This is a genomic window from Actinomadura sp. KC216 (assembly GCF_004348535.1).
In the GTDB taxonomy this organism is placed as follows: Bacteria; Actinomycetota; Actinomycetes; order Streptosporangiales; family Streptosporangiaceae; genus Spirillospora.
The window spans coordinates 1-1,431 of the sequence record NZ_SMJX01000624.1 but is presented as its reverse complement, the minus strand read 5'-3'; the positions used below and the strand labels follow the sequence as shown (position 1 = coordinate 1,431).

The 1,431-nt window shown below is 74.1% G+C and carries 2 protein-coding genes; both read left to right on the top strand.

From position 1 onward, the window contains the following. The coding region (locus E1264_RS42595; protein WP_132183254.1) for an AI-2E family transporter at window positions 1-1,160 on the top strand (1,160 nt) is incomplete at its 5' end. Between the two features lie 18 nt (window positions 1,161-1,178). After that, the coding region (locus E1264_RS42590) for a hypothetical protein (protein WP_132183252.1) at window positions 1,179-1,431 on the top strand (253 nt) is incomplete at its 3' end.

Below are 1,431 nucleotides of genomic sequence, written 5' to 3'. Positions count from 1 at the left end.
CTGGGGGACCGGCCGCGGCCGGACGCGGCGGCGACGGGCGCGGCGGGGCCGGGCCGCCCGCGCGGATGCCGCCGTGGCTGCCCAAGGCGTTCCTGCTCGCCGGCGCGGTCGTGCTGGCGTTCCTGGCCGGGCTGTGGCTGCTGGAACGGCTGCGCGAGCTGCTGCTGCTCCTGCTGACCTCGCTGTTCCTGGCGTTCGCGATCGAGCCGGGCGTCAACCGGCTCGCCCGCCGCGGCTGGCGCCGCGGCCCCGCCACCGCCGTGATGTTCCTGGGCGTCGGCGTGCTCGCCGGCGGGTTCCTCGGCGGCATCGGGTCGCTGCTGGCCACCCAGGCGATGACCCTCATCGAGGGGTTCCCCGGCTACGTCCGGCACCTGATCGGCTCGATCAACTCCACGTTCGGGACCAACCTGTCGCAGGACACCCTCTTCGAGCGGCTGCCGACCGTCACCGACACCCTCACCCGGCACCTGTCGTCCCTGGCCGGGAACGTGTGGGGGATCGGCGCCACCGCGTTCGGCGTCATCTTCAAGGCCCTCGGCGTCCTGCTGTTCACCTTCTACCTGTCGGCCGAGGGCCCCCAGTTCCGCCGGACGGTGTGCTCCCTGCTCCCGCCCAGGCGCCAGCGGCAGGTGCTGTGGGCGTGGGAGATCGCCGTGGACAAGACCGGCGGCTACATCTACTCCCGGGCGCTGATGGCGCTGCTGTCGGGCATCGCGCACTTCATCGCCATGATCGGTCTCGGCGTCCCCTACGCCGCGACGCTCGCGCTGTGGGTGGGCGTGGTGTCGCAGTTCATCCCCGCCGTCGGGACCTACCTGGCGGGCGCGGTGCCGGTGCTGATCGCGCTGACCGTCGCGCCGTCGACCGCGCTGTGGATGCTGCTGTTCGTCATCGGCTACCAGCAGCTGGAGAACTACCTGCTGCAGCCCCGCATCACCGCCCGGACCCTGGACATGCACCCCGCCGTCGCGTTCGGGCTGATCCTGGCCGGCGCCGCCGTCATGGGACCCATCGGGGTGCTGCTGGCCCTGCCCGTCGGCGCGAGCGTGCAGGCGTTCGCCAGCGCCTACGTGCGCCGCTACGACATCGAGGAGCACCCGCTCACCGTGCCGGACGCGCCCGCCGGCGCGATCTGGCGATGGCTGCGCCGCAAATGATCCCCTACCGTCGGGGGTGTGGCGGAGTTCGCGCGGCGCAACCGGTGGCTGCTGCTCGCCGTCGCCGCCGCCCTCACCGTGGCGGCGGCCTGGCACGCCACCGCCGGGCCCGACCGCGTCGACTGGCTGCCCGCGCGCACCACCGGCCAGGACTGGTACCCGGTCTGCGAGGGCACCGCGTTCACCCGCGCCGCCCCCTACCGCGGCGACGGGCCGCACCCCATCGTCATCTACGGCGGAGGCGGGCCCGGCGACGGCGCCTCCACCGACC